Origin of the sequence: Gaiella sp., assembly GCF_035710885.1 — a bacterium.
Taxonomy (GTDB): Bacteria; Actinomycetota; Thermoleophilia; order Gaiellales; family Gaiellaceae; genus Gaiella.
The window spans coordinates 24961-45388 of record NZ_DASTCS010000025.1 but is presented as its reverse complement, the minus strand read 5'-3'; the positions used below and the strand labels follow the sequence as shown (position 1 = coordinate 45388).

The window sequence follows — 20428 nt, the reverse complement described above, 5'->3', positions numbered from 1 at the left end:
CGTCTGGGTGCTCGAAGGCCAAGGCGCGCTGCACATCGGCGACGACGTCTCGCCGCTTCCCCCGGGCGTCGCGTTCCGGCTGCACCCGCGCGAGGTCCATATCGTCGAGAACACCGATCCGGTCTCCGAGCTCGCCGTGCTCGGAATCTTCACTCCCGCCGGCAGCCCCTCCGCCGCCTACCTGACGGCTGACGTCGCCGAGACGTACGCGATCGAGGGATGACTCGATGATCCCGCCCGTGATCCTTGCGGTCGACGGCGACCCGTCCGGCCTGGCGGATCTCGAGCGGGAGCTCCTCGACCGGTATGCGCGCCATTACCGCGTCCTCTGCGTCGGCTCGGCGGAGGAGGCGCGCCGCCACCTGGCAGAGCTCCGGGTCGCGCGCGCGCCCGTCGCACTCGTGCTCGCGGCGCACACGGATGACCGCACGGCCTGCAACGAGCTGCTCGGGGAGGTGCGAGAGGCACATCCGCACGCCAAGCGCGCGCTGCTGATCGGGTGGGGAGATTGGGGCTTTCGCGACGCGAGCGACGCGATCCTCGAGGCGATCGAGCACGGTCGGATCGACCACTACCTCGTCAGGCCGATGGCGGCGCCGGACGAGCTCTTCCACCAGGCCGTCTCGACGTTCCTCCTCGAGTGGGCGGAGGAGCGGCGTGCCGTCCCGTACGCGATCCACGTGGTCGGCGACTCGTGGACCGGACGGGCGTCGGCGCTTCGCACGGTCCTCGAGCAGTGCGCCTTCCCGCACGCGTTCAGCCTGGCCGACTCCGAGGAGGGAAGGACGTTGCTCGAGAGCACCGCCGCGGGCACCGAGCTGCCGGTCGTGATCCTCCCCGACGGCACGACGCTCGTGAACCCGACCGACGCCGAGCTGACGCGGGCGACGGGCACGTCGATCGAGCCGGAGGACACGGAGACCGACCTCCTGATCGTGGGCGCCGGGCCTGCTGGATTGTCGGCCGCCGTGTACGGCGCGTCCGAGGGGTTCCGCACGCTCGTCGTCGACGCCGTCGGGATCGGCGGCCAGGCGAGGTCGAGCTCGATGATCCGCAACTACCTCGGTTTCCCGAGGGGGATCAGCGGTGCCCTGCTCGCCAGGCAGGCGCACGAGCAGGCGTGGATCCTCGGCGCCCGCTTCGCGTTCATGCAGCACGTGACCGGCCTGCAGCGCGAGGGCGACCGGCTCGTCGCGACGCTCTCGGAGTCCGGCCGCGTCAGCGCGCGGGCCGCCGTGCTCGCGACCGGCGCCGCCTATCGCCGCCTCGGCATCCCGGCCCTCGAGGCGCTCGGCGGCGCGGGCGTCTTCTACGGGGGCGCGGGCTCGGACGCCCACCGGATGGCCGGCCAGGAGGTCTACGTCCTCGGTGGCGCGAACTCCGCCGGGCAGGCGGCGCTGCATCTCGCCCGGCACGCACGCCGCCTGACGCTCGTCGCGCGCGCCACGTCCCTCGAGGCCGGAATGTCGCACTACCTCGTCCGCCAGCTGGCGGCGACGTCGAACGTCGATGTACGGCTAGGAACCGAGATCGTCGGGGGTGGCGGCGACGGCTGGCTGACGCACCTCGTGCTGCGCGACCGTGCGAGCGGAGCCGAGGAGACGGTCCACGCCTACGGCCTGTTTCTCGCGATCGGCGCGAACCCGCACACGGACTGGCTTCCGCCGGAGATCGCCCGGGACGACCACGGCTTCCTGCTGACCGGCGCGGAGGTGCCGCGGGACGGCTGGCCGCTCGAGCGAGAGCCGTTCCCGCTCGAGACGAGCATGCCGGGCGTCCTCGCGATCGGCGATGTGCGCCACGGATCGGTCAAGCGCGTCGCCTCCGCCGTCGGGGCGGGCTCGATCGCGATCCGGATCGTCCATCGCCTGCTCGACGCGAACGCCGCGGCGACGCCGTCGCAGGCCGTGCCCGAGCCGCGGAGCGCCTAGGTCGCGCTCGGGTCTGCGATGAAGAGCCGCGGCGTGGGGCCGTCGGGCTGGGGCCGGCGCTCGGAGAGCAGCACCATCTCCTCGATCTGCGCGCGTGCCGCCGCGCCCTCGGGATGGTCGAGCTCGATCAGGTTGCCGGCGGGGTCGCGGACGTACAGCTGCGCCTCGCCCCCGGGAAGCTCCGAGATGGCGTAGCCGAAGCTGGTGCGGTCGAGGATCCCGAGCTCCCGCGCTCGCTCGTAGAGCGCCACGACGTCGTCCACCTCGAACGCGAAGTGCGCGTACGTGGGCGGGTCGTCGGGACGCTCGAAGAGGTGCACCTGGAGCGCGCCCGCGCGCAGCCACTGCACCGGGAACCCGAAGTCGGGCGTGGGCAGCGGCTCGAGCCCGAACAGGTCGACGTAGAACCGCACGGACTCCTCGAGATCGTGCGCCACGATGCTCACGTGGTTGAGCCCGGCGGCCCGCATCTCTAGGTCGTGAGGCCGCGTGCGATGTCGGCCGCGGCATGGGCAGCGGTGAGCGGCTCGCCGGTCGCGTCCCGGAGCAACTGGTCCCACCGGACCGATTGGCCGGCGCGGAACACCCGCTCGGCGAGGAAAGCACCCGCCTCGCGACGGCCGACGAGGCCGCCGGCGACGCGGTCGAGGGCCGCCCGCAGCTGGGAGGCGACGAGGTTGCCGTAGAGGTACGTGTGGTAGTAGACGGGGGCGCAGGCGACGTGGATCTTCGCGGCCCAGTCGGGAGCGTCCCGTCCCTCCGGCGGGGTGAGGAGCTGGTAGCGGGAGACGAGGCTCCACCACTTCTGGGAAAGGTCGCCCTCCGGGTCGGAATACAGCGCGCGCTCGAAGTTGGTCATCACCAGCACCCAGCGTGTGAAGACCAGGAGCTCCGCAGCCTTCGCCGCGCGCAGGCGCGTGTCGAGCGCCTCGGCCTCCGCAGGCTCGACCCCTGCGATCTCCGCCAGCCACTCGCCTTCCTGGGCGAGGCGGCCCATCAGGATCGCGATCCCCTCGGTGAGGGTCAGGTGGCAGTCCCGGAGGAGCCAGGGCAGCGAGGAGTCGAAGCCGAGGTCGTAGACGCCGTGACCGAGCTCGTGCAGCATCGTGTCGGCCCAGTAGCGGTCGTGCTCGACGTTCGCGAGAACGCGCACGTCGCCCTCCCGGTCGATGTCGATGCAGAACGCGTGCTGGGACTTGCCGTCGCGGGGAAAGAGGTCGCTGCGGTCGAGGATCCGGCCCGTGTCGACGCCGAGCTCGTCGAAGGTCCTGCGCGCGAGCTCGACCACGTCCTTCCCGTCGAAGACCTCGGCGAGGTCGACGCCGCCGGCCGCCGGCACCTCCTGGAAGAACGGATCCTCGTAGTGCCACGGCCGGAGCTCCTCCACCGTGCAGCCGAACCGCCCGGCGAGCCTCGCGTCGGTCACCGCCTTCCAGGTGGCGAATGCGTCGACGGTCAGCTGGTCGCACTCCTCCAGGGTCGCGAACAGCAGGTCCTCGTCCATCTCCGACGTCGAGACGGCGAGCTGGAACCAGTCGCGGTAGCCCAGCGAGCGTGCCGCCTCGTTGCGGAGCCGGGCGAGCTCGCGGACGTCGTCCGACACCGCCGCGCCGATGGTCTTCGAGGCCTCCCACGCCTCGCGGCGCTCGGCGACGTCGTCGCTCGAGCGCAGGATGCGCTTGATCTCGTTGTCGTCGACGGGGCGGCCGCGGACCTCGCCGCGGTGCTGAGCGAAGCGGGACTCGACGGCAGCCTCGAGCTCGACGATCCGATGCCGCAGCGCCTCGGGAACCTGGTGCGGCACGAGACTCTGGTGAAGCAGGTCGAGCTGGCGGCGGACGAGGCCGTTCCCGCTCTGCGACCTGGCCGCCTCGACGTCGCGGTAGAGGTCGGCGTCCGCCATCGCGTCCGAGAGGGCGAGCTCCGCGGCCACGCGCCGACGCTCGTTCTCCTCCGTCGCGGAGAGGTTCGCCTCCCACCACGACAGCGCTGCTTCCCGGTACAGGGGCCGAATGCGATCGACGGCTCGGGTGACGACTGCCTCGGGCTCGCTCACGGCGCCGAGCGTACCCGACGCGCATCGGGCCGAGTCGGAGGCTTAGGATCGCTCGTCGTGGGCACCGACGCGCACCGCGCCGCAGCCGCCGAGCGAGGCCCGGTCTCGCTCGGCGTCGTCACGGTCAGCGACACCCGCACCCCCGACGACGACTCGAACGGCCTCTGGCTGCGCGAGCATGCCGAGGCGGCGGGCGCGGTCGTGGCGGGCTATCGCGTCGTGCGCGACGAGCCCGACGAGGTCCGCGCGGCCGTCGACGAGCTCGTCAGCGCCGCACAGGTCGTCGTCGTCAACGGGGGCACCGGCATCTCGCGGCGCGACACCACCTTCGACACGCTCGCCGGAATGCTGGAGAAGACGCTGCCGGGGTTCGGCGAGCTCTTCCGCATGCTCAGCTGGGAGCAGGTGGGCGCGGCGGCGATGCTGTCACGCGCGACCGCCGGTACCTATCGCGGCGCCGTGGTCGTCTCGGTGCCGGGCTCGCCCAAGGCCGTCGCGCTCGCGTGGGAGAAGCTGATCGAGCCCGAGCTGGCCCACCTCGCCTGGGAGGTCGGCCGCTAGCGACGGCCGGGCGACGACCGGCGCCGCCAGGATGCGGGCGCGGCGGCGCGCCCGCAGCGCCTCGGCCGCGAGGTAGCTGCCGACGACGAACACGCCGGCCGCAGCCTGGAGCACGAGGCCTTCCCAGGTCGGGAACACGCCGAGCCAGGTCCCCGTCCAGTACGGAAGCGTCAGCCCCTCGACCGGGGTCACGGCCAGCCAGCCGACCGCCTGCATCGTCTGCACGGTCTGACCGACCAGGACTACGAGGACGCCCGTGATCAGGACGCCCGTCGCGACGAGCATCTTCTTGTGCGGCAGGCGCCGCTCGAGCGCGACCACGAGCGCGAAGACGGCGAGCACGCCGACGAAGCCGAGCCCGACGCCCTGCAGCACGGTGAACGCGCCGGCCTCGAGCGTCAGCGCCTGGAGGAACAGCACCGTCTCGAATCCCTCCCGGTAGACGCTCGAGAAGCCGAGCGCGACCAGCCCGAGCGCCTGCGCGGACAGCAGACCGAGCGACGCACCGGCGAGCACCCGTTTCTTCCGGCGGTGGAGGCCCTGCAGGTTCTCTTGCCAGTAGACACGATGGTAGAACCAGTTGAGGATCAGCAGCAGCACGGCGATCGCGACGAGCGAGACGGCCGCCTCGAGCTTCTCTCCCCAGCCCGCCAGGGAGCCGAGCACCGTCTGCGCGACGATCCACGTGACGGCGCTCGCGACGAGGGCGAGCAGCACGCCGCCGAGAAGCGGCCGACGGTACCGCCGCTGCCCTCCGACCATGCTCGCCATCAGCGCGGCCAGGATGAGGACTGCCTCGAGGCCTTCGCGGAACACGATGATCGCGCTGTTCGTGACGACCGAGACGCGCGAGCCGGGGCCTGCGCCGATGCGCTCCTCCGCCTCGGCGAGCTTGGCGTCGAGCGCCGCGCGGTTGGCGGCGAGCTCCGATGCGGCCGCCTTGCGCTTGACGAGCTGCACGAGGCCGTCGACGTCGCCGTCGCCGTACCAGAACAGCCCCTCGATCGCCTGGAAGAGACCGGGCGCGAGCCCGCGTAGACGCTGCTCGGGGCCGAGCTCGAAGATGCCGTACGCCTCGAGCCGAGCCTGCTCGGCCCGCCCCCATTCGCCCTCGGCTGCGGCGGACTGCACGCGGTCGAGGGTTGCCGAGATGACGTCGAAGTCCGCGGCGCCGCCCTCCTCCTGCCAGCGATCGGGGTAGACGGCCGCGGTGAGGCGGAGGGCCTCGTCGACCGTCGCCGAGAGGGTGTCCGGGCTCGCGACGTCCTTGCCTCGCGACGCTACGGCGAGCGCGTCGTCGAGGGTGCCCAGCGCAGCCCCGATCCGCCTGGTCGCCGCCGCGTCGCGACGCAACAGGATGGGCTGGAGATCCGCGAACGCGGCGGCCGCGCCGTCGCGGAAGGTGATCGCCTCCTGGATCTCGAAGTCGCGGACGACCCTGCCGCTCTCGACCCCGCGGCCGTACTCGATCGGCACCAGCTCGAGGAACCGCTCGAGCTGGCCCGCACGGCGCACCTGCTCGCGATCGCTCAGCGGGGCGGCGCGGAACCCTTCGAGCGCGCGGTCGATCTTCCGGAGGACGGTCGCGGTATCGCGCCCCGCCGTCCCGTCTCGGGCGAGGCGCTCGAACATGGCCGACGTCGCCGCGGTCTCCGTGGCGCCACGCTGGGCCCGGTAGGCAGGGAGAAGGATCCGCCAGTACCCCGCGGCGGAGCTCGCAGCCTCGGCCCTCCTCGCGTCGAAGCCGGCCAGGCTCGCGTGCCGGACGGCGGCGACCGACGTGCGCAGCCTGCCGTCGTACGTGTCCAGGAGGTCGATGCGGACGGCCGAGGCGGCCCGAGCGGGTCGCCACGTCCCGGCCCCGAGGCGGTCGACCGCGAGCGTGGCGTCCGCGCCGGCACGGGAGAAGCGGGTCGGGGGACGGAACTCCCGCACGAGCAGCCAGCTGCTCGCCGCGCGGGCATCGCCGCGCGCAGACGCGGTCGTCGCCTCGAGATACGAGGCGCGCAGGATCGTCGTCCACACCGACCCGCGGGCCGCCGCGAAGCCGCGCACGTCGTCTCGCTCAACGGCGGCTCGCGCGGAGTCGAGCGCCGCCCGGCCGGCTGCGAGCTCGCGTGGGCGGTCGGCGAGGACGCGCTCCACAGCCGTGCGGGCGACGGCGACGCTCTCGGCCGCCCTTCCCGAGCCGCCGAGCACGAGCTCGGTCTCTGCGTCCGCCAGGGCGTCGCGAACGTCGAGGGCCGCCTGCCACGGCTCGCGCCCGGACGCGTGACCGACAGCGGCGAGCCACAGGCCCACCGCGACCACGAGCGCGATCGACGCCGGGACGCGCATCGCCTACTGGACGATCTTCACCTTGAGCCGCGCCGCGGCCTGGGAGACCTGACCCGCGATCGCGGTCGCGCGCTCCTGCGCCTCCCGGCCGAGGATGTCGGCCTGCTGCGGCGTGAACCGCCTGCCGGCTCGCTCGTGCGCCAGCAGCCGAGAGACGTACGCGTGGAGTGAGTCGAGGTCGCGCTTCGTCTGCGCGGCCTGCGCAGCGGAGACCTTCACGATCGACGGGCGGATCCCCGTGAAGATGACGCGGAGGCCGCCGAGGATGTCGCCGATGTCCGAGAGCCGGGAGACGACGTTGAACGACTGCGAGCTCGCCTTCTCACCCAGCACGAAGCGCGACGTCTTCCACTGCCCGAAGTACTCGCTCATCGTCGGCACCATCACGACCACGGCGGTGAACGCGTCCGAGGCGGTCGGTCTCCAGGCTCGTGCCGAGCGGTCGAGCTTGTCTGCGTAGAAGGCGAACGCTCCCGCCGCCGCCTTCAGCGCGTGCGCGTCGGGCAGTGCCTCGCCGAACTCGCGCCTGCCGTCGCGGTCGAGGTCGGGGCGAGCCGCGACGAGCGAGGGCAACGTGCCCCACAGCATCCCCTCCGTGAGGTTGAACAGGTTCCCGGGCTTGTGGAGCACTTTGCCGTTCGGAAGCCTCAGGTCGAAGGGCACCGCGCTCGCGGGGTCCTCCTCCGCGCTCGAGCCGGCATCGAGGATCACGTCGTAGACGGCGAGCGACGGGGTCCCGGCGACGATCCCCTCGACGCGCTCGTAGTACGGGTTCCCCTTCACCCAGAGGGCTCGTGCACGGGCCAGGTCGCGGCGGACAGCCGGGTCACGTGCGAGCCGCCCGTAGGCGAACCCGCTTTCCCGCGCGGTCGCGTAGTAGCGATCGGCGACTGCGCGGAAGTCCTTGGTGAAGCCTTCGAGCTGGGCCGTATGACGCAGGAGGTAGCTCTTGACCGGGCCGAACGGGCCAGGTGTCGTGGCAGCGGGTGCCGGCGCCGCCGTAACCGCCGTCAGAGCCGCCACCGCAGCCGCACAACACAGCGTAAGGCACATGCGCAGGTTCATGTAAGGCGCACCTTACACAGACCGTGACATGCGCAGCAGCGCAACCGGCACGCGCCCGCGAGGGCGATAGATTGGGCCGGTGGCCACGGTCGGCGGAACCCGCACGCTGCCGTACGAATGGTACTCCGACCCTGCGGTGCTGCGGCTCGAGCAGGAGCGCATCTTCGCCAGGTCGTGGCAGTACGCCGCCCGCTTCGACCAGGTCGCGGAGCCCGGGCAGCTCACCACCGCCTACGCGGGCACGCTCCCCGTCGTGCTGGCACGTGCTCGCGACGGCCAGCTCCGCGGCTTCGTCAACGTCTGCCGGCACCGTGGCAACCTCTTGTGCGAGGGCGACGCCAGGCGCGAGACGATCCAGTGCCCCTACCACGCGTGGACGTACGACCTGGACGGCGCGCTGCGACACGCGCCGCGCGCCGACCGGGAACCGGGCTTCGACGCCTCCTCGCTCGGCCTCGTCCCCGTCGCGGTCGACGCCTGGGGCCCCTTCGTGTTCGTCAACCCGGACACCGAGGCGGAGCCCCTCGCCGGCTACCTCGGGGAGCTGCCGCGCCTGCTCGCGGCGGACGGCCTCGACGTCGACGAGCTCCGGTTCCACGCGCGCGCCGAGTCGGACGAGTACGTCTGCAACTGGAAGGTGTGCGTCGAGAACTTCCTCGAGTGCTACCACTGTGCCGTCGCGCACCCGACCCTCGCCAAGGCTCTGAACGTCTCGCCGGAGGCCTACGGGCTCGAGGCCCGCGGCCGGCTCGCAAGCCAGTTCGGGGTCACGCGGAACGGCGGCGGCGGTGTCTACGACGCGAGCGGCCAGGTCGAGGGCGCGCAATTCCATCTGCTCTTCCCGGGCACGGTCGTCAACGTCATGCCCGGACCGCCGAACCTCTCGATCGGCCCCGTCGTCCCGCGTGGGCCGGAGCGGACCTACCGGTTTCTCGACTACTTCGTCGCCCCCGACGTCGACGAGGGGTGGACGGCCGACTACCTCGCGCTCGACGAGCAGGTCGGCGCAGAGGATCGGAGGCTCGTCGAGTCCGTGCAGCGGGGCATCGCGAGCGGCGGGCTCGAGGCGGGGACGCTGCTGCCGGAGTCGGAGAAGCTGATCGCGCACTTCCAGGCGCTCGTGCTCGAGGCGCTGGCGGCAGATCCGGGCTCTGGCTGAACCCGGAGCCGAGCGGCCCGGGAGCGCGCGTTCGCGACGCCGACACTCCAGGCGTGTCCCCGCCGTGGCACGATCCACAGATGGCGACCGTCACCGAGCCCGCGCAGTCCCGGCTGCTCAACCGCGAGCTTTCCTGGGTCGAGTTCAACGCGCGTGTCCTCGAGCTGGCCGAGGACGAGCGCCTGCCCCTGCTCGAACGCCTCCGGTTCGCGGCGATCTTCGCGCAGAACCTCGACGAGTTCTTCATGGTCCGCGTCGCAGGCCTGCTCGAGCTCGACGAGTCCGACGTTGCCGTTCGCTCCGTCGACGGCCTCGCCCCGGGCCAGGCGCTCGCGGCGATCCACGAGCGCGTCGGCGAGCTGACGGCTCGTCAGGGGAGGCTGTGGAAGCGTGAGCTCCGGCCGGCGCTCGCGAAGGCCGGGATCGAGGTCGCGACGCTCGAGCAGTGCACCGACCGGGAGCGCGAGAAGCTCGCCCGCTACTTCGAGCGCGAGGTCTACCCGATCCTCACGCCGCTCGCGGTCGGGCCGGGGCAGCCTTTCCCGTACGTGTCCGGGCTCTCGCTCTCGCTCGGGGTGATCGCCTCCGACCCCGACACCGGTGAGGAGCGGTTCGCGCGCGTCAAGGTGCCGGAGGTCCTCGACAGGTTCGTCGCGATCGGCAAGCGCTTCGTGCCGCTCGAGTCGGTCATCTCCCACTTCCTCCCGATGCTCTTCCCCGGGATGGAGATCGCGGAGAGGGCGCTCTTCCGCGTCACCCGGGACGCCGACTTCGAGCTGTCCGACGACGCCGACGACCTGCTCGAGGCGGTCGAGTCGGAGCTGCGGCGCCGGCGCTTCGGCGACGTGGTGCGGCTCGAGGTGTCGGCCTCGGCGTCGAGCGACATGCGCGAGCGGCTGATCGAAGGGCTCGGGGTGCGCCCGGGCCAGGTCTACGAGATCGAAGGGCTCCTCGACCAGTCGGAGCTCTGGCAGCTCGTCTCGCTCGACCGGCCCGACCTGAAGCACGAGCCGTGGATCCCGGTCGTGCCGCCCCGCTGGGCGCGCGTGACGAGCGCGACCGACGTGTTCGAGGAGATCCGGCGGGGCGACCTCCTGGTCCAGCAGCCCTACGACTCGTTCCGCTCGAGCTTCGAGGCGCTCGCCCAGGCTGCTGCGCGGGACCCGGACGTGATCGCGATCAAGACGACCGTCTACAGGACGAGCAACGAGTCCTCGCTGATCGGCTCGCTGATCGAGTGCGCAGAGGACGGCAAGCAGTCGGTGTGCCTCGTGGAGCTCAAGGCCCGGTTCGACGAGCGGCGGAACATCGAGTGGTCGCGCGCGATGGAGGAGGCGGGCGTCCATGTCGTCCACGGTTTCCCGGACGTGAAGATCCACGCGAAGATGACGCTCGTCGTCCGTCGCGAGGCGGGCGGCCTCCGCCGCTACGTGCACGTCGGCACCGGCAATTACAACGCCTCGACCGCGCGGCTCTACGAGGACGTCGGCCTCTTCACGGCGGACGAGGAGATCTCTGCGGACGTGGCAGACCTCTTCAACCACGTGACCGGCTTCGGCAGGCCGCAGCGGTTCCGCAAGCTGCTCGTCGCGCCCTTCGCGATGCGGGCGCGGCTCGTGGACGAGATTCGCCGGGTCTCGGCCGCGGTAGCCGAGGGGCGCCCGGCCCGGATCCGGCTGAAGCTGAACGCGCTGGTCGACCCGACGATCATCGAAGAGCTGTATGCCGCCTCGGCGGCAGGCGTCCCGATCGAGGTCATGGCCCGCTCGATCTGCATGCTGCGGCCCGGGGTGAAGGGGCTCTCGGAGACGATCCGCGTCACGTCGATCGTCGGCCGCTTCCTCGAGCACAGCCGCATCTACTCGTTCGAGGTCGACGACGAGGCGAGCGTGTACATGGGCAGCGCGGACCTGATGCCGCGCAACCTCGACCGCAGGATCGAGGTCCTGGCTCCCGTCGAGAACGCCCGCGCTCGTGCGGAGGTCGGCGCGATCCTGGACAGCGCCTTCTCGGACACCACCAACACGTGGGAGTTGGGGCCGGACGGCGACTGGCGCCGTCTCGAGCGGAAGGGCAAGAAGCCTCACTCGCACCAGGAGGCGATGATGCGCCGCGCGAGAGGTCGCGCACGGCGCACGCGTTCATAGGGGCTGCACCTCCCGTCGCCGATCCGCGGGCCGGTGATCTAGGCGGCCGCGGAGACGCTGCCGCTCGCGAGGTCGAGCGCCGCGCCCTCCCGTACCCCGCCGCGCGCGAGCACGAGGGGTCGGTCGAGCAGGCGGGCGGCCTCGGCCAGCAGCAGCGCCCCTCCCAGCACCGATGCCGCTCGCACCGGATGGATCCCCGCGTCCCGGCCGACCTTCACCGACGCCCGGCGTGAGAGGAGCGCGATCGCATCCTCGACGTCGTCCTGGTCGAAGGAGAGGCCGACGAGCTTGGCAACGGCTCTTGCGCTGCCCCCCGTGGCGAGCGCGACCTCGGGCTGCGGCGGCGAGATGGCCGCCATCGCCTCGCGGACCGCCCCGCGGGCGGAGGCGATCTCGCCCGCACTCGGCGGGTCTCCGTGGAGGTGCTGGCGGGTCAGGCGGATCGAGCCGAGATCGACCGAGCGCACCCAGTCGGCGCCACGTCGTGGGCTCCCCAGGACGATCTCCGTCGAGCCGCCGCCGACGTCCACCACCCCGACGGTACGCGACGCCAGACGGCCGGCTCGTGCGACCGCGCCGTCGTACGCGAAGCGACCCTCGTCGTCCGCGGACAGCACCCGTACGGGCAGCCGCGTCTCCTTCGCAAGGGCAGACACGAGCAACCCGGGCGCGCGCCCCTGACGCCCGGGGGCGGTGACGATCGTCTGAGCGCGCTCCGCCCCCAGCAATCGTGCGAGCTTCGCGTAACCGCGGCACGTGCGGGCGACCGTCTTCACCGTGTCCCGCGAAAGCGTCCCGGTGCGTGCGATCTCCGAGCCCAATCCGAGCCGCTCCCGCTTCTCCTCGACTGCCGTCACGCGACCGTCCGGGGAGACGTCCGCCACGAGGACGCGCGCGGTGTTCGATCCGACGTCGACGACCGCAACGCGCATCGCGACGATCCTGACTCGTGCTCCGGACGTGCCGGGCCCCGAGCGCGGACAGCGGGCACGCGACGCCGCGTCAGGGGCGCACGAGCGGCTTGTAGGCGATCCGGTGCGGCTCGAGCGCTTCGGCGCCGCGCGTCTCCCGCACCCAGTCGCAGTACTCCTGGTGCGAGCCTTCGAACCACGTCACTTGCGAGTCCCCCTCGAACGCGAGCATGTGCGTGGCGACGCGGTCGAGGAACCAGCGGTCGTGCGAGATCACGACGGCGCATCCGGCGAAGTCGAGGAGAGCCTCCTCGAGGGCGCGCAGGGTGTCGACGTCGAGGTCGTTGGTCGGCTCGTCGAGGAGCAGCAGGTTGCCGCCCGAGCGGAGGAGCTTTGCGAGATGGACGCGGTTCCGCTCTCCGCCGGAGAGGTCCTTGACGAGCTTCTGCTGGTCGCCGCCCCGGAAGTTGAACCACGACACGTACTGGCGCGAGTTGACCTCGCGCTTGCCCAGCCGGATCACATCCTGGTTGCCCGAGATCTCCTTCCAGACCGTGTTCTGTCCCTCGAGCGAGCTTCGGGACTGGTCGACGTATGCGAGCTCGACCGTATCGCCCACCTCCAGCGAGCCCGAGTCGGCCTTCTCCTCCCCGGCGATCATGCGGAAGAGCGTCGTCTTGCCCGCCCCGTTCGGCCCGATCACGCCGACGATCCCCCCGGGGGGCAGGTCGAACGTGAGGTCCTCCATCAGGAGACGGTCGCCGAAGCCCTTCTGCACGTGCTCCGCGCGGACGACCACGTCACCCAGACGCGCGCCGGCGGGTATGTGGATCTCGACCGTGTCCAGCCGCTTTGCCTGGTCCTCGGCCAGGAGCTTCTCGTACGCGGCGAGTCGCGCCTTCGACTTCGCGTGTCGCGCGGTCGGGCTCATCCGCACCCACTCGAGCTCGCGTTGCAGTGTCCGGCGTCGTGCGGCGTTCTGCTTCTCCTCCACGCCGAGCCGTGCCTCCTTCTGCTCGAGCCACGAGGAGTAGTTCCCCTGGAAGGGGATGCCCTTCCCACGGTCGAGCTCGAGGATCCAGCCTGCGACGTTGTCGAGGAAGTACCGGTCGTGGGTGACCGCGATGACGGTGCCCTTGTAGCTCTCGAGGTGCCGCTCGAGCCACGCGACGGACTCCGCGTCGAGGTGGTTGGTCGGCTCGTCGAGGAGCAGCAGGTCGGGCGCCGAGAGCAAGAGCCGGCAGAGCGCGACGCGCCGCCGCTCGCCTCCCGACAGTGTCGTGACGTCGCGATCGCCTTCGGGGAGCCGCAGCGCGTCCATGGCGCGGTCGAGCGTCTGGTCGAGGCTCCAGGCGTCCGCGCGGTCGATCCGATCCTGCACCTCGGCCTGCTCGGCAAGGAGCGCGTCGAAGTCGGCGTCGGCCTCGGCGAACGCGGCCGAGATCGCGTTGAACCGGTCGAGCAGGTCGCGCAGCTCCCGCACGCCGTCCTCGACGTTCGCGCGCACGTCCTTCGCGGGGTCGAGCTCCGGCTCCTGGGGGAGGAACCCGACGCTCGCCTTCGGGTCGAGCTCGGCGACGCCGGAGGACGGCTCCTCGAGCCCGGCCATGATCCGCAGCAGCGTCGACTTACCGGCTCCGTTCGGCCCCAGCACGCCGATCTTGGCGCCGTGCAGGAACGACAGCGAGATGTTCGAGAGAACCTGCCGGTCAGGGCCGTAGAACTTGTCGACCCGGTACATCGTGTAGATCACGTCCGCGCTCACGGCGGCGAGGCTAGCAGCGGGAACCGGCCCCACAGGGCCTGTCCCCTGCGACCCTCACAGGAGGTCGGCAGCGTCGCCGGGTCACTCCCCTCCGGGGGACGGACCTCACGCCAGGGCGCGCAGGACGTCGAGGTCTCGCCCGTACGTGAGGAGCTCCTCGGCCTCGGCGGGGGTCACCCACCTGCCCCCGTCGACCTCGTGGTCGAACCGAAGCCCTCCACCGACGACGCGTAGCCGCCAGTAGCGGACCCGCTTGGGCCGGCCCCGGGAGTCGGTGTACGAGGTTGAGGGCAGCTCGTCCTCGAGCACGCACTCGAGGCCGGTCTCCTCGGCCACCTCGCGCAGGGCGCAGGCCTCGTCGCTCTCTCCCGGCTCGCACTTGCCCTTGGGGAACGTCCAGTCGCCGTAGCTCGGGCGATGGACGACGAGGACCTCGATCCCGTCGGGCACGGATCGGACCGGAGCTCCGCCCGCGGCGCGGACGACGCTCACGCGATCGGCTTCGCGGCCTTGCGCAGGGCCTTCCAGGCAGAAGGCCAGGCGGCCCGTGCCGCAGCCTTGCGCTCCCGCTCGCGCTCGACGAGCCGGGTCGCGGCGCCGCCCACACCGTCGGCCGCCCACGACCGGATCCGGGCCTCTGCGACGGTCGCGTCCTGATGCTCGCCGAGGACGTCCTGGAGCAGCTTCGCGGCTTCGACGAACCGGCTCCCTCGCTTGCCAAGGTCGTGCGCTCCCAGCTCTGCCGCGTACCGGGCGCGCTTCACGCGGATCCGCCCGGCGTGGAGCTCCGTGTCGGACGAGTCGTCGCCGAGCCGTGCCATCGCCTTCCGTGTCCGGCCCCACTCCGCGCGCCAGATGTCGCCGAGGGCCATGTCCTCGCCGCTGAGCTCCGGCTCGGACACGTGCTCCAGGCGTGCGAGAAGCTCGAGGTACCGGTCACTCGACAGCGCACCGACGACGACGACGCGAGCCTGGGCCCGCTCTGCGTCCAGCTCGTCGAGCAGCCCGCCGAGCGACTTCGCACCGTCGCCGAGCGCGGCGAGGTCGACGGTCAGGCGCTCGATCAGCACGTCGAGATCCCGGGCCGGGCCGAGCGCGCGGCCCAGCCAGCGGAGCTCGTCGCGGAGCGGCTCCGACCACGAAAGGTCGAGCAGGTCCCGCCCGGCGCGGAGGAACGCGCGCAGCCGGCGGGTCGCCACACGAAGCTGGTGGAGGTCCTCGGGGTCGGAGCCGAGGCGGACACCCGGGTCGTGGCCGAGAAGGCGCCGCACCTGCTCTTCGAGGGCGAGTCCGAGCGCAGCGCCCGGAGGCGTTCCCCGAGGCGGGATCGCGGTTGGAGCGGGAACCGCGAGGTCGAGCGCGCGGTAGAGCTTCGGACGCAGCTCGTGGGACGGTGAGGCACCCGCGCGGCGAAGCTCTTTCGCGAGCCGCCGAAGCGAGCGCTCGTCCCCGTCGACGAGCTCGACCTCGATCTCCCGAAAGCGCCGCGTGACACGCTGCCCGGACATCACGGACACCGAATCGTCGACGATCTCGGCTCCGTCCGAGACCACGGCCTCCCGCCGGGTCCTGAGCTTCGCGACCGGTACGAGGTTACGGCCGCGGAGATGTGCGAAGAGGAGCGACGAAAGCTCGAGCGGCGGCCGTGCAGGCGGGCCGGGCTGCTCGAGCTGGATCCGCGCAGCCCCGCGCGGAAGCTTCAGCTGCCAGACCCCGGTCCCTCTCTCGAGCCGGTGGCGGAGCGTGATCCCGTGACGGGCGAGCGCGAGGTCGTCCGTGTCGTGATACGTGGAGACGAACACGCGGGTGGGCCGCACCTCCCCACCGAGGTCCGGCAGAACGAATCCCGCGGGGGGTGCGAGCTTCACCTCATGCTCGAGCGTCTCCTTCACGCTCGGAGCCTAACCGGGTGAGCGGCGATGTCTCCAGGGCGTTCACACATGCCTCGTTTCGGTTAACGTGCGCGCCCGTGCGCCTGTCGCTCACGCCGAAGACGAGCGAGTTCTACGTCCTCTTCGCCCGGGCCGCCGCGAACGCGCTCGAGGTGGCGCGCCTCGTCGACCGGCGCTTCCGCGAGCACCCGAACTCGGGCATCACCCAGGAGCAGGTGAAGGCGGAGGAGACCGAGGGCGACACGATCACGCACGACCTGATCACCCTGCTCAACACGCAGTACCTCACGCCGTTCGACCGCGACGACATCTACATGCTCGCGATCGAGCTCGACGACGTCGTCGACGAACTCGAGGAGGCCTCCGACCTGCTCGGGCTCTACGGCATCGACATGCCGACGAAGCACGCCGTCCAGCAGACCGGCCTGATCGTCGCGGCCGCAGAGCAGCTGGTGATCGCGTGCGACAACCTGAAGAGCTTCTCCGGCGTCCAGGAGGCGCTCGTCGAGCTCAAGCGCCTCGAGGACGAGGGCGACCGCGTGCAACGTGAGGGGCTCGCCTCGCTGTTCCGCGACGACCGGATCGATCCGCTGATGGTGATCCGCTGGAAGGACGTCTACGAGCGGCTCGAGGGCGCGCTCGACAGCTGCGAGACGGCGGCGAACACGATCGCGAACATCGTCGTCAAGAACGCATAGTGGTCTTCCGCTGATGGAGCTCACGCTCTGGGCGGTCGTCGCCGTCGCGCTCTTCTTCGACTTCACGAACGGGTTCCACGACACGGCAAACTCGATCGCGACGAGCGTCTCGACGAAGGCGCTGTCCCCCCGCGCCGCCGTGGCGAGCGCCGCGGTCCTCAACTTTGCGGGCGCGTTCGTCTCGATCGAGGTCGCGGCGACGATCGCGAAAGGGATCGTCGACCAGGAGGTGATCACGCTCGACGTCGTGATGGCCGGCCTCGTCGGAGCGATCACCTGGAACCTGATCACCTGGTTCGTCGGCCTTCCCTCCAGCTCGAGCCACGCGCTGATCGGGGGCATGGTGGGGTCCGCGATGGCGGCCGGCGGGTCGGACGTCGTCCAGTGGGGAGGGATCAAGGACAACGTGCTGATCCCCTCCCTGATCGCGCCCTTCCTCGGCGTCGCGATCGCATTCGTGCTGATCGTGGTCATCACGAGGTTCATCGCGAAGCGAGCGCCCTCGAAGGTGAACCGCGGCTTCCGGCGCGCACAGCTCGTCTCGGGGGCGTTCGTCGCCTTCACGCACGGAACGAACGACGCACAGAAGACGATGGGGATCATCGCGCTGGCGCTGGTCGCCTCGGGCCACCTGGACGCGGATTTCGAGCGGCCGCCGACCTGGGTGATCGCATCCGCCGCGCTCGCGATGGGCGCCGGCACGTACGCGGGCGGCTGGCGGATCATCAAGACGCTCGGTCAGCGGATCGCGAAGATCGACCCTCCGCAGGGCTTCGCCGCACAGACCGCGTGCGCCTCGATCCTCTGGGGCACGGCGCATTTTGGCTTCCCCGTCTCGACCACCCACACGATCTCCGGCTCGGTGCTCGGGGCCGGTGCGATCCGCGGCTTCTCGGCGGTGCGCTGGGGCGTCGCCGGGAACATCCTCGTCGCGTGGATCCTGACCCTTCCGGCGGCGGCGGTCGTCGGCGCGTCCATGGAGTACGTCACGCGGCTCCCTGCCGGGGACGCGATCGTGTTCGCGCTCGCGGTACTGATCTCGGCGGCCGCATTCGCAGCAAGGCGGTTGGAACGGCGGCGCCTCTCCACGGTAGCGCGGCCCGTGACGGCGCCGTCAGCTGCGTAGAGCGGCACCGGACGACGAAGGGGGCGGCCGCGTGGCCGCCCCCTTCCCTCCCCCGCCGGCAGGCTCAGACGCGGTTCGCGGCCTTGACGGCCAGATCGAAGTTGACTCGCGCCCGCGCGAGCTGCGCCGTCGTCAGCGGCACGAACCCGGCCCGGGTTGCGATCGCCTTCTCGTTGGCGAAGATGTAGGCGAGGAACGCCTGCACGGCGGGCCGCCTGAACGACGAGCCCTTGGCGTAGACGAAGAGCGGCCGCGAGAGCGGCTTGTATGCGTTCGACTGCGCGGTCGCCACCGACGGGGTCACGCACTTCCCGGTCTTCGGGTTCTCGACCTGCAGAGCCTTGAGACGGCTCTGGTTCTCCTCGTAGTACGAGAAGCCGAAGTAGCCGAGGCCGCCCTTGGTGCCTGCGACTCCCTGCACGAGGACGTTGTCGTCCTCGGACGCGGAGTAGTCAGAGCGACTCGCCCGCGCCCGGCCGTTGATCGCCTCGGTGAAGTACTCGAACGTGCCCGAGTCGGTACCGGGCCCGAACAGCTCGAGCCGCTCGTTCGGGAACGTCGAGCGGACGTCGCGCCAGTTGCTCACCTTCGAGCCGGGCTCCCAGATCTTCTTCAGCTCCGCGACCGTGAGGCACGTCGCCCAGGTGTTCTCGCGGCTGACGACCACGGTCAGCGCGTCGTTGGCGACGGTGAACGCGCGCCACGAGCCGACGTTGTTGTCCTTGCAGACCGATGCCTCCCGGTTCCGCATCGGACGGGACGCGTCGGAGAGGTCGATCTCCCCGCGACAGAAGCGCTCGAAGCCGCCGCCGGTCCCGGAGATCCCGACGGTGATGTCGACCTTGCCCGCCCCCGCCCTGCGGAAGAGCTCCGCGGCGGCGGTCGTGTACGGGCCGACCGTGGACGACCCGTCCGCGGTGATCGTCCCGGAGAGCCTGGACAGCGCGGCCTTGGTCAGCGTGGGCGCCTTCGCCGCTGCGGCGAACGACGCGAGCGTGCCGACGAGGGCGACGGCCGCGACCGCCACGACCGCTCGGCGCAGCCTGGATGAGTGCCTCATTCCTTCCCCTTCTCTCGCTTGCGCTTGCTCGACGCGAGGGTGCCCCCATGCAGGGCGCGCGTGGGCATGCGCGTGGTGAGGAGGCGGTGACGGACTGGTGAAACCCATCGCGGGGGCCGGTGGGGAACCAGGGGTTCCCCCACCCCACTAGTGGCTGGCGTCCGAGAACTCCTGGAACTCGCCGGTCACGACGAAGGCGGTCTGCTCGCCGATGTCGACCGCGTTGTCACCGACCCGCTCGAGGCACCGGGCGACGATGATCATCCGCATCCCCCACTCCTGGAGGCCGGGCGAGGGGGCCATCTCGAGCACCTTCCCGGTGACCCTCCGGTTGGTGCGGTCGACGAGCTCGTCGAGGACGTGGAGGGAGCGTGCCCGCTCGAGGTCGCGCTCGGCGAACGAGTCGAGAGCGATCCGCACCATCTCCTCGCATCGCTCGCCCATCTCACGCAGCCCCTCGACGAGGTCGTGGCGGGTCTCGAGGTCCGCCGTGAGCTTCGTCAGCTTTGCGATCGTGACCGACTGGTCGCCGATCCGCTCGAGGTGGATCGAGTCGTGGAGGATCGCGAGCACGAGTCGCAGGTCGCCGGCGACGGGGGTCTCGAGGGCGAGGATCTCCTCGACCAGCTTCTCGATCCGGTGGTAGCGCTCGTCGATCTCGTCGTCGAACGCGATCACCTCGTCGCAGAGCTCGGCGTCCTGCGCCTCGAGCGCGTCGAGCGCGCCGCGCAGGGCTCGCAGGCAGACGTCGCCCTGCTCCTGCAGGCTCGCCTCGAGCCCTTCGAGGCGCTGCCGGTACTCGACCCTCATCCGAACCTCCCGGTGACGTAGTCCTCGGTCCGCTTGTCGGAGGGCTGCGTGAAGATCTTCGTCGTCGCGTCGTACTCGACGAGGATCCCGTGCCGCCCCCTGCCGTCGGGGTGCATGTCGACCGAGAAGAACGCCGTCATGTCGGCGACGCGGGCGGCCTGCTGCATGTTGTGGGTGACCACGATGATCGTGTACTCGCGCTTCAGGTTGTGCATCAGGTCCTCGATCGCGGCGGTCGCGATCGGGTCGAGCGCCGAGGCGGGCTCGTCCATGAGGAGGACGTCGGGCTCCGTCGCGAGGGCGCGAGCGATGCACAGCCGCTGCTGCTGGCCGCCCGAGAGGCCGAACGCGGAGTCCTTCAGCCGGTCCTTGACCTCGTCCCAGAGCGCGGCGCGGCGCAGGCAGGACTCGATGCGCTCGTCCAGGTCGTGCTTCAGCCCGAGCGCGCGGGGCCCGAAGGCGACGTTGTCGTAGATCGACTTGGGGAACGGGTTCGGCTTCTGGAAGACCATGCCGATCCGGCGGCGGACCTCGACCGGGTCGACGTTCCGTGCGTAGAGATCCTTGCCGTGATACGTCACGGTGCCCTCGACGGTCGCCCCCGGGATCAAGTCGTTCATCCGGTTGAAGCAGCGGATGAACGTCGACTTGCCGCACCCGGACGGCCCGATGAACGCCGTCACGGTCTTCTCGTGGATGTCGACACCGACGCCCTTCAGCGCGAGCTTGCCGTTGTACGAGACGTCCAGGTCGGCGACGTGGAACACGGTCTCGCGGCGCTCGACGTCCCACCGCGTCGTGCCGAGCGAGACCTCGGCGATGCGCGCGCTCGAGATGGACGGCGCGTCGGGCGCGAGGCGCGGGTGGGTCGTCGTCGGGTCTCCCTCGGTCGTCATCTGTGGCATGACCT

Annotated in this window: 16 protein-coding genes and 2 pseudogenes; 7 read left to right on the top strand and 11 right to left on the bottom strand. The window is 71.2% G+C overall.

All coding sequences use genetic code 11. The features are described from left to right. A pseudogene (locus VFO26_RS05700) lies at window positions 1-223 on the top strand (hypothetical protein); the annotation flags it as partial. 16 nt (window positions 224-239) lie between these two features. Beyond that, window positions 240-1931 (top strand): FAD-dependent oxidoreductase, encoded by a 1692-nt coding sequence (locus tag VFO26_RS05695; protein WP_325113938.1) that lies wholly within the window; start codon window positions 240-242, stop codon window positions 1929-1931. Here VFO26_RS05695 and VFO26_RS05690 read toward each other — a convergent pair. Together VFO26_RS05690 and VFO26_RS05685 are read right to left on the bottom strand one after the other, a co-directional pair. Continuing rightward, the gene (locus VFO26_RS05690) at window positions 1928-2401 is read right to left on the bottom strand and encodes a VOC family protein (protein ID WP_325113937.1); all 474 of its coding nucleotides are present in this window, start codon (window positions 2399-2401) and stop codon (window positions 1928-1930) included. The two genes, VFO26_RS05695 and VFO26_RS05690, sit on opposite strands and share 4 nt — an antisense overlap. 2 nt (window positions 2402-2403) lie before the next feature. Beyond that, window positions 2404-3987: a M2 family metallopeptidase gene (locus VFO26_RS05685; protein ID WP_325113936.1), complete on the bottom strand. Its 1584-nt coding sequence runs from the start codon at window positions 3985-3987 to the stop codon at window positions 2404-2406. Between the two features lie 57 nt (window positions 3988-4044). Between VFO26_RS05685 and VFO26_RS05680 the strand changes: the two genes are divergently transcribed. After that, window positions 4045-4548, top strand: a complete 504-nt coding sequence (locus VFO26_RS05680; protein WP_325113935.1) for a molybdenum cofactor biosynthesis protein B — start codon at window positions 4045-4047, stop codon at window positions 4546-4548. A gap of 225 nt (window positions 4549-4773) precedes the next feature. Here the strand turns inward: VFO26_RS05680 and VFO26_RS05675 are convergent. Next, window positions 4774-6180, bottom strand: a pseudogene (locus VFO26_RS05675) (FTR1 family protein); the annotation flags it as partial. A gap of 708 nt (window positions 6181-6888) precedes the next feature. Then, entirely contained in the window at window positions 6889-7908 is a 1020-nt protein-coding gene (locus VFO26_RS05670; RefSeq protein WP_325113934.1) for an imelysin family protein, read from the bottom strand. Between the two features lie 121 nt (window positions 7909-8029). Here VFO26_RS05670 and VFO26_RS05665 point away from each other — a divergent pair, with 121 nt between their 5' ends. Together VFO26_RS05665 and ppk1 are read left to right on the top strand one after the other, a co-directional pair. After that, a complete protein-coding gene (locus tag VFO26_RS05665) occupies window positions 8030-9109 on the top strand; it encodes an aromatic ring-hydroxylating dioxygenase subunit alpha (protein WP_325113933.1) in 1080 nt (359 codons plus the stop codon). A gap of 80 nt (window positions 9110-9189) precedes the next feature. Then, window positions 9190-11256, top strand: a complete 2067-nt coding sequence (gene ppk1, locus VFO26_RS05660; RefSeq protein WP_325113932.1) for a polyphosphate kinase 1 — start codon at window positions 9190-9192, stop codon at window positions 11254-11256. Window positions 11257-11294: 38 nt separating this feature from the next. On the opposite strand, the gene VFO26_RS05655 is transcribed toward ppk1, so the two are convergent. The 4 genes from VFO26_RS05655 to VFO26_RS05640 form a co-directional block, all read right to left on the bottom strand. After that, entirely contained in the window at window positions 11295-12188 is an 894-nt protein-coding gene (locus VFO26_RS05655) for a hypothetical protein (protein ID WP_325113931.1), read from the bottom strand. A gap of 70 nt (window positions 12189-12258) precedes the next feature. Then, complete coding sequence (gene ettA, locus VFO26_RS05650) at window positions 12259-13932, bottom strand: energy-dependent translational throttle protein EttA (protein WP_325113930.1); 1674 nt, start codon at window positions 13930-13932, stop codon at window positions 12259-12261. Window positions 13933-14037: 105 nt separating this feature from the next. After that, window positions 14038-14424: an NUDIX hydrolase gene (locus VFO26_RS05645; protein WP_325113929.1), complete on the bottom strand. Its 387-nt coding sequence runs from the start codon at window positions 14422-14424 to the stop codon at window positions 14038-14040. Continuing rightward, window positions 14421-15824: a CYTH and CHAD domain-containing protein gene (locus VFO26_RS05640; RefSeq protein WP_325113928.1), complete on the bottom strand. Its 1404-nt coding sequence runs from the start codon at window positions 15822-15824 to the stop codon at window positions 14421-14423. The genes VFO26_RS05645 and VFO26_RS05640 overlap by 4 nt, the downstream gene beginning before the upstream one ends. A gap of 77 nt (window positions 15825-15901) precedes the next feature. Between VFO26_RS05640 and VFO26_RS05635 the strand changes: the two genes are divergently transcribed. Then, window positions 15902-16522, top strand: coding sequence for a DUF47 domain-containing protein (locus VFO26_RS05635; protein WP_325113927.1), 621 nt, complete (start codon window positions 15902-15904; stop codon window positions 16520-16522). A 13-nt stretch (window positions 16523-16535) separates the two neighbouring features. Then, a complete protein-coding gene (locus tag VFO26_RS05630; RefSeq protein WP_325113926.1) occupies window positions 16536-17648 on the top strand; it encodes an inorganic phosphate transporter in 1113 nt (370 codons plus the stop codon). Window positions 17649-17712: 64 nt separating this feature from the next. Here the strand turns inward: VFO26_RS05630 and VFO26_RS05625 are convergent, their stop codons facing one another. The 3 genes from VFO26_RS05625 to pstB all read right to left on the bottom strand — a co-directional run bounded on the left by VFO26_RS05625 (window position 17713) and on the right by pstB (window position 20423). Continuing rightward, window positions 17713-18708, bottom strand: coding sequence for a PstS family phosphate ABC transporter substrate-binding protein (locus VFO26_RS05625; protein WP_325113925.1), 996 nt, complete (start codon window positions 18706-18708; stop codon window positions 17713-17715). Window positions 18709-18855: 147 nt separating this feature from the next. Further along, the gene (phoU, locus tag VFO26_RS05620; RefSeq protein WP_325113924.1) at window positions 18856-19518 is read right to left on the bottom strand and encodes a phosphate signaling complex protein PhoU; all 663 of its coding nucleotides are present in this window, start codon (window positions 19516-19518) and stop codon (window positions 18856-18858) included. Continuing rightward, window positions 19515-20423, bottom strand: a complete 909-nt coding sequence (gene pstB / locus VFO26_RS05615) for a phosphate ABC transporter ATP-binding protein PstB (protein ID WP_414653053.1) — start codon at window positions 20421-20423, stop codon at window positions 19515-19517. The genes phoU and pstB overlap by 4 nt, the downstream gene beginning before the upstream one ends. Between the last annotated feature and the right edge of the window lie 5 nt (window positions 20424-20428).